Source organism: Acidovorax sp. Root219 (genome assembly GCF_001428665.1).
Taxonomy (GTDB): Bacteria; Pseudomonadota; Gammaproteobacteria; order Burkholderiales; family Burkholderiaceae_C; genus Acidovorax.
Window position 1 is genome coordinate 45,715 of record NZ_LMIJ01000045.1, and the last position, 7,689, is coordinate 53,403.

At 66.3% G+C, this 7,689-nt stretch carries 8 protein-coding genes; 6 read left to right on the forward strand and 2 right to left on the reverse strand.

The features are described from left to right. The first annotated feature begins 18 nt into the window (after window positions 1–18). Window positions 19–432: a hypothetical protein gene (locus ASE28_RS28490; protein WP_235514162.1), complete on the forward strand. Its 414-nt coding sequence runs from the start codon at window positions 19–21 to the stop codon at window positions 430–432. Next, window positions 419–823 carry a hypothetical protein gene (locus tag ASE28_RS31700; protein ID WP_082603948.1) on the forward strand — a complete coding sequence of 135 codons (405 nt, stop codon included), beginning with the start codon at window positions 419–421 and terminating at the stop codon, window positions 821–823. Before ASE28_RS28490 ends, ASE28_RS31700 begins: the two co-directional genes overlap by 14 nt. Before the next feature lie 153 nt (window positions 824–976). Here the strand turns inward: ASE28_RS31700 and ASE28_RS28495 are convergent, their stop codons facing one another. Then, entirely contained in the window at window positions 977–2,227 is a 1,251-nt protein-coding gene (locus ASE28_RS28495; protein ID WP_057269463.1) for an MFS transporter, read from the reverse strand. A gap of 74 nt (window positions 2,228–2,301) precedes the next feature. Between ASE28_RS28495 and ASE28_RS28500 the strand changes: the two genes are divergently transcribed. Continuing rightward, window positions 2,302–3,315, forward strand: a complete 1,014-nt coding sequence (locus ASE28_RS28500; RefSeq protein WP_057269464.1) for an AraC family transcriptional regulator — start codon at window positions 2,302–2,304, stop codon at window positions 3,313–3,315. 27 nt (window positions 3,316–3,342) lie between these two features. Here the strand turns inward: ASE28_RS28500 and ASE28_RS28505 are convergent, their stop codons facing one another. After that, complete coding sequence (locus tag ASE28_RS28505) at window positions 3,343–3,816, reverse strand: Lrp/AsnC family transcriptional regulator (protein ID WP_057269465.1); 474 nt, start codon at window positions 3,814–3,816, stop codon at window positions 3,343–3,345. 101 nt (window positions 3,817–3,917) lie between these two features. Between ASE28_RS28505 and mdeB the strand changes: the two genes are divergently transcribed. From mdeB to ASE28_RS28520, 3 genes are all read left to right on the forward strand, one after another. Then, window positions 3,918–6,578: an alpha-ketoglutarate dehydrogenase gene (gene mdeB, locus ASE28_RS28510; protein ID WP_057269466.1), complete on the forward strand. Its 2,661-nt coding sequence runs from the start codon at window positions 3,918–3,920 to the stop codon at window positions 6,576–6,578. A 92-nt stretch (window positions 6,579–6,670) separates the two neighbouring features. Beyond that, a complete protein-coding gene (locus tag ASE28_RS28515; RefSeq protein WP_057269467.1) occupies window positions 6,671–7,117 on the forward strand; it encodes a GNAT family N-acetyltransferase in 447 nt (148 codons plus the stop codon). 108 nt (window positions 7,118–7,225) lie between these two features. Beyond that, the gene (locus ASE28_RS28520; protein ID WP_057269468.1) at window positions 7,226–7,459 is read left to right on the forward strand and encodes a hypothetical protein; all 234 of its coding nucleotides are present in this window, start codon (window positions 7,226–7,228) and stop codon (window positions 7,457–7,459) included. Window positions 7,460–7,689 lie beyond the last annotated feature (230 nt).

Sequence of the window (7,689 nt, forward strand, 5' to 3'; positions counted from 1 at the left end):
CCCGCACGAGAAATGGTCATGGATGGACAAAACAAGGTCGCCTTGTTCTGGTTGACCACAGCCGCTGGTGTCGTGCTCTTTGTCACCTTTCAGTTGTTCTTCTACGTAAACGACTTCGTTAGAGCGCAGGGAGCGACGCCTGCGATCACGTTTGAGCCAGAAATACTCTGGATGTTTTCCGCGTTCTATGGTTGTTGGATCATCACGGTGCTCGTCGCACTGATTGGAACCCGTAAGGCACAGTGGATTTCACTGGCCCTCGGCAGCCTGCTTGTAGTTCTGAATACCCTCGGGGGGATCGCCGACGGGCTACGCGACGGTTGGCACATTGCCTTTTCGGCAGTGTTCTTCATTACTTTACCCGGCATTTTCGCCATTTTGGCTACTTGGCGTTGCATCAAAATTAAAGGAAACCACCATGGTGATGAATAGTTCCGCCTTCCCTTTGGTCTGGATGAATCTTACGCAAGAACCTGGACATGACCACCAGAAGGACTTCGACGAATTTGAGGCCAATCTGCGACGCGGAGAGCCCTTCGTTCTCTTAACCGATACCGTACCAACTGTTGAAGACCATGAGCACTTGCCGCAAGAAAAGAAGCGCACTTCGCTCTGGATGAAGAAGCACAAGGTTGAGTTAAGAAGACTGGTTCTGGGAATGATCCTGGTCGAACCCAACACAGCTAAACGTTTAGCCTATAAGGCATTTGCGGCCGTCTTTGCCAAGTTCTGGGGCTACCCTTTACTTCTTGCTGAGTCACGTGAGCAAGCAGTGGAAATGGCCAAGCAACTACTTCCAAGAGATGCAAGGCCATCCCTCTGAGCGAAATAATGCGAGGCCGTTTGCTATTCGTCAAGGCTTAACTGGTGACGCCTCTATAAACAATCAACGGATTGGCTGGGATGCCCAACGCGCACGATCGTTTTGCCGAGGTTGCTGCCCAGCAGCACCCGGCGTAGCGCGCGCCGCCTTGGATCAGGCTGCTACCGCAGGCCGAGGGCCGTGGCGCAGGGTGAGCAAGGTGCCCAGCGTCAGCGCTGCCAGCGCAAAGGCCGGTGCGCCCAGGGCGCCCACATGGTCCACCATCAGGCCGCCGAAGATGGCGCCGCTGGCGATGGCGATCTGGAAGGCCGCCACCAGCAGCCCGCCCGCGCCCTCGGCCTGGTCGGGCGCGGCACGCACGATCCAGGTCTGAAAGCCCACGGGGAAGGCGCCGAAGGCAAAGCCCCACAGCGTGACGGCGATGGCCGTGATGGCGGCCGACTGGCCGGCCACCAGCAAGGTGGCGGCCAGCACGGCGATGACGGCGCCGCCGGCGACGATGGCCTGGCGCTCGCTGCGCCCGGCGATCCAGCCGCCCACGAAGTTGCCGAAGAAGCCTCCCACCCCATAGCCCAGCAGCACGGCGGTGATGGTGGCCACCGACATGTGCGTGACCTGCTCCATCAGCGGGCGGATGTAGGTGAAGCCTGCGAAGTGGCCCGAGATCACCAGCAGCACCGCCAGCAGCGCCACGCGCACCGGTGGGCGGCGCAGCAGCTCGCCCAGCACCTTGAGGTTGGGGTTGTCGCGCGGGGGCAGGGCAGGCAGGGCCACCAGTTGCACGGCCAGCGTGATCAGGCTGATGCCGCCGGCTGCGATGAAGGCGCTGCGCCAGCCCCACAGGTCGCCCATCCAGGCGCCGATGGGCGCCGCGCACACGGTGGCCACCGATACCCCGGTGAGGATGAACGACATGGCCCGTGCGAACAGCGATGCCGGCACCAGCCGCATGGCCAGCGCCGCCGACATGGACCAGAAGCCCCCCAGCGCCACGCCCAGCAGCACCCGCGCCGCCAGCAGCGTGGCCATGCTGCCGGCCAGGGCCGACATCGCGTTGGACAGCACCAGCAGCAGCGTGAAGGCGATCATGACAAACCGGCGGTCGATGCGGCGCGTGAGCAGCGGCAGCGACGGCGCGGCCACGGCGGCCACCAGCGCCGTCACGGTGACGGCCTGGCCTGCGGCGCCATCGCTCACGCGCAGGTCGCTGGCCATGGCGGTGAGGAGGCTGGCGGGCAAAAATTCAGCCGTGACCAGGCCGAAGACACCCAGGGCCATGGATGCCACGGCGGCCCAGCGTGCTTCGGTGGGCTCGGGGGCGGAATGGGGGGCGGGCGTGGCCTCGGCAGCGACGGCACCGGTGGGCGCATCAAGGCAGGCGGAGCAGGAGGGAGAGGAGGACACGGGAAAGGCCTTCGGGTGGATGGAAAGCCATGGTAGGGATAAGATGGCGGCGTTTCCATGCCATAAAAGCCGAGATGCTTGACTTTTTATCCAGACCCTTCGACCAGGTGGCTCAAGAGCCATTTGCCGACCCGCCAGACCTGCTGACCCAGATCCTGCTCGGCCTGCGCCTGGACGGCGTGGAGTATGGCCGCTGCGTGCTGCACCCGCCGTGGGCCATTGCCTTCCCGGCGCAGCGCTCGGCGCGCTTTCACTTCGTGGGCCATGGCGGCGCGTGGCTGCGCACGCCCACGACCGACTGGCAGCGCCTGAACCCGGGCGACGCGGTGCTGCTGCCGCACGGCAGTTTTCACGTGCTGGCCAGCTCGCCCGACGTGCCGCCAGTGGACATCGATTCGCTGGCGCGCAAGGCCGTGTCCGAGAACATCTACCTGGTGGACGGGCGCGATGCCAACAACGCGCACCTGGGCGCCCCCGTGGCGCCGCCCCCGCCGCAGGCGCCCGACGTGATGTTCTGCGGCGCGCTGCGCTTCAACCTCGACCCGCTGCACCCACTGATGGCCATGATGCCCGAGGTGATGATGGCCGGCGACCTGGCGCGGCGCGACACCACCGTGCCGGTGCTGCTCGACGCCATGGAGCGTGAGGTGGAGCAGGACCGCATGGGCGCCTGCGCCATCCTGGCGCGGCTGGCCGATGCGCTGGCGGCCAGCATCATCCGCGCCTGGGTGGAGTGCAGCTGCAACAACCCCACGGGCTGGATCGCCGCCGTGCGCTGCCCGCGCATCGGCAAGTTGATCGCCGCCATCCACGCCGACCCCGAGCGCGACTGGAATGTGCCGCTGCTGGCCGACCTGATGGGCGCCTCGCGCTCGAGCTTTTCGGAGTCGTTCACGCGCACCATGGGCGAGAGCCCGGCGCGCTACGTGGCCAAGGTCAAGATGTCGCAGGCACGCAGCTGGATCGCACGCGACGGCATGCGCGTGGCCGTGGCCGCAAACCGCCTGGGGTACGAGTCCGAGGCCTCGTTCAGCCGGGCGTACAAGCGCATCATCGGGCACCCGCCGAGCACGGCGCGGGCGCAATGATGGAGGCTGCGGGGGCTATGCCTTGGGCTATGCCTTGGGCAATGGCAGCGGCAGCGCCGTCTTGTAGCGCACCTGCTTTAGTGCAAAGCTCGAGCGGATCTTTTCCACGCCGGGTATGGGGGCCAGCCGCTCCAGGATGAAGCGCTCCAGCGCCCCGATGTCGGGAACGGCCACGCGGATCAGGTAGTCGCTGTCGCCGCTCATGAGGTAGCACTCCATCACCTCGTCGTGCTCGGCGATGCGCTGCTCGAAGTCGCCCAGCGCTTCCTTGCTCTGCGTCTTCAGGCTGATGCTGATGAACACATTGAGCCCCAAGCCCAGCGCCGCCGCGCTGGCCAGCGCCACGTAGCGGCTGATGACGCCCGCGGCCTCCAGCGCCTTCACGCGCGCCAGGCAGGGCGAGGGCGACAGGTGCACGCGCCGCGCCAGCTCCACGTTGGACAGGGAGCCGTCGGCCTGCAGCTCGGCCAGAATGCGCAAATCCAGGGTATCCAGCTTCATGTGCCGGAGTTTAGGCGTTCTGCCGCACGAAGTGCTGTGATGGAGCCATCCACGGGCCAAAACGGCATCCCATGTGGCGCCGTAGTGACTACAGTTGCTGCATGAACGCCCCCACCGCCCACCACCACCTGATGCAGCCCTTGGCCACCGATACCGACCCGCAGGAGACCGCCGAGTGGCGCGATGCCTTCCTGGCCCTGGTAGCGACCGAGGGACCGGAGCGCGCGCGCTTCATGCTGCAGGAAATGGTGCGCCTGGCGCGGGCCCGGCGCGTGGGCTGGCAGCCCGACCTGAACACGCCGTATGTGAACACCGTGGCCGTGCAGGACCAGCCTGTCTTCCCCGGCGACCTGGCCATCGAGGAGCGCGTGGCCTCCATCGTGCGCTGGAACGCGCTGGCCATGGTGGTGCGCGCCAACCAGGCCTATGGCGAACTGGGTGGGCACATCGCCAGCTACGCCAGCGCGGCGGATCTGTTCGAGAGCGGCTTCAACCATTTCTTCCGTGCCCGTGAAGGCGTGGGCGAGGGGCAGCACCGGGGTGACCTGGTGTTCTTCCAGCCGCACAGCGCGCCGGGCGTGTATGCGCGCGCCTTCATGGAAGGCCGCCTGTCCGAGCAGGACCTGATGCATTACCGCCAGGAGCTCACGGCCCCTGCCGCCGGCGCGCAGGGCCTGTCGAGCTACCCGCACCCCTGGCTGATGCCGGACTTCTGGCAGTTCCCCACGGGGTCGATGGGCATCGGTCCCATCAGTAGCATCTACCACGCGCGCTTCATGCGCTACCTCACGCACCGCAACCTGCTCGACTGCAGCCAGCGCAAGGTGTGGGGCGTGTTCGGCGATGGCGAGATGGACGAGCCCGAGAGCATGAGCGCGCTGACCCTGGCTGCGCGAGAGGGGCTCGACAACCTGGTGTGGGTGGTCAACTGCAACCTGCAGCGGCTGGACGGCCCGGTGCGCGGCAACGGCCGCATCATCGACGAGCTGGAGCGGCTGTTCGCCGGCGCGGGCTGGAACGTGGTCAAGCTCGTCTGGGGCAGCGACTGGGATGGCCTGTTTGCCCGCGACCTCACGGGCGCGCTGGTGCGCACGCTCGAAGGCACGGTGGACGGCCAGATGCAGACCTTTGCGGCCAAGGACGGCCGCTTCAACCGCGACAATTTCTTCGGCCAGAACCCCGAGCTGGCGGCCCTGGCCCAGGGCATGACGGACGAGCAGATCGACCGCCTCAAGCGCGGCGGGCACGACCTGGTGAAGATCCACGCCGCGTATGCCGCCGCCGCGCGCCACCAGGGCCAGCCCACGGTGATCCTGGCGCACACCAAGAAGGGCTATGGCATGGGCACGGCCGGCCAGGGCAAGATGACCACGCATAGCCAGAAGAAGTTCGATGAGACGGACCTCATCGAGTTTCGCAACCGCTTCAACCTGCCCCTGTCCGATGCGCAGGCCAAGAGCCTCGCCTTCTTCAAGCCCGCCGAAGACAGCCCCGAGATGCGCTACCTGCGCAGCCACCGCCAGAACCTGGGCGGCTACCTGCCGCGCCGCGAGACGGCGTGCGAGGCGCTGCCCGTGCCGGCGATTGCCAGCTACGCGCAGTTCGCGCTGCAGGCCGATGGCAAGGAGATGAGCACCACCATGGCCTTCGTGCGCATGCTGGGCAGCCTGCTCAAGGACGCCACGCTGGGCCCGCGCATCGTGCCCATCGTGGCCGACGAGGCGCGCACCTTCGGCATGGCCAATTTGTTCAAGCAGGTCGGCATCTACAGCAGCGTAGGCCAGCGCTATGCGCCCGAGGACATCGGCTCGGTGCTCAGCTACCGCGAGGCGCTGGACGGCCAGATTCTGGAAGAAGGCATCAGCGAGGCCGGCGCCATCGCCAGCTGGACGGCTGCGGCCACCAGCTACAGCGTGCACGGCCTGGCGATGCTGCCGTTCTACATCTACTACTCGATGTTCGGCTTTCAGCGCGTGGGCGATGCCATCTGGGCTGCGGCCGACCAGCGCGCGCGCGGCTTCTTGCTGGGTGCCACCTCGGGCCGCACCACCTTGGGCGGCGAGGGCCTGCAGCACCAGGACGGCAGCAGCCACCTGGTGGCGGCCACCATCCCCAACTGCAAGGCCTACGACCCGGCCTACGCGGGCGAGATGGCCGTGATCGTCGACGCCGGCATGCGCGAGATGGTGACCGAGCAGCGCGACGTTTTCTATTACGTCACGCTGATGAACGAGAACTACGCCCAGCCCGACCTGCCCGCCGATGCGGCCGAGGGCGTGCTGCGCGGCTGCTATGTATTCAAGCGCTTCGGTGCCGAAGGCCCTGCGGCCAACGCACGTCACGTGACGCTGATGGGCTCCGGCGCCATCCTCACCGAGGTGGTCAAGGCCGCGCAGCAACTGGCCGCCGAAGGCATTGCAGCCACCGTGGTCAGCGTAACCAGCTGGAGCGAATTGGCGCGCGATGGCGTGGCGTGCGAGCAGCGCGCCATCGCGGGAGAAACAGATAAGCCGGGTACCCCCTGGCTTGCAGCACAGCTGGCCGCCACAAGCGGACCGGTGATTGCTGCGACCGACTATGTGCGCGCCGTGCCCGAGACCGTGCGCGCCTTCGTGCCCGAGGGGCGCAAGTACCTGACGCTGGGGACCGATGGGTTCGGGCGCAGCGATACGCGGGCGGCGCTGCGGGAGTTTTTCGGGGTGGATGCGGCCGCCGTGGTGCGGGCTGCGAAGTTTGCGTTGGGGGCTACGGCCGCCCGGTGAGCATGCAGGGCGTGGGATAACCGTAATCAGGGGCGGCAAGCGTGGTGCGCTACGCTTGCCGCCCTTGTGTTTTGTTTTGCCGTTTTTTGCCCATGACCCAGCCCTTTGCCACGGTGGCCCTGACTGCCGAGAACATCGCCTGCTGTGCGGACCTGTACCGGGGCGTGTTCAACGCGCCGCCCTGGAACGATGGATGGGAGCATGCCGCTGTGGTGGAGCGGCTCGCGGCATTCATGGCCTTCCCGGCTGCGCGCGCAATGGCGTTGCTGGTCGAGGAGGTGCCGGTTGCGATGGTGCTGGGCTGGAAGGAGCGGTGGGTGAATGGGTGGACGTTTCACATCAAGGAGATGTGCGTGGCGGGGCATCTGCAGCGGCAAGGGGCTGGTTCGGTGCTGATGCGTGCGTTCGAGGATGTGCTGCGAGGCGAGGGCGTTGTGAGTTTGAATTTGCAGACGCTGGAGAGCGCGCCGGCATTTGGCTTTTATGAGGGCTTGGGTTATCGCAAGGGGCGGGTGGTGATGCTGGGGAAGCTGCTGTAGTTGCCCAAGCCATCGGCACACGGCCGGTGGGGCGCAGTCGGGGAACCCCCAGTGCCGGCCGGGTAGAAGCCTTCTTACAATGTGTTGCAGCAACCGCTGGAGGGCGCCATGGCACACGTCACCTGGGACCACAACCAACCTACCACCTGGATAGCGACGGTCAGCGGGCAAGCCGTCTGCTCCGTCAAGCGCAAGGACATTGGTGGGTGGACAGCGGGCTGGACGGATGAGCGCTTGTGGCCGGCGCCGGCCCATCTGCCCAAGGCTCTGCCGCAGCCCACGCGGTTTTTCAGCAGCCTGGAAGAAGCCAAGGTGGCGGTGGAGCAGGCGCTGTCGACCTGAGCGCTGTTCCTTGTGTGGGTGCTTCGGTGTCGTTGCGGTGCTAACGCGCCACAGCCCTGCCTGAAACCCCCAATGCAGGCGTCGGCTGGTCGCCTGTAGCTACTGTGTGCCTGGATTGTGGGCGGAGGCCGGGTGTGCGCCCGGCGGCGCACCTACCTTCTTTTGCTTCGCCAAGAGGGTGTAGAAGAAATCTATTTCAACCGCCCCAACAACATCCGAGCCTGCGCAAG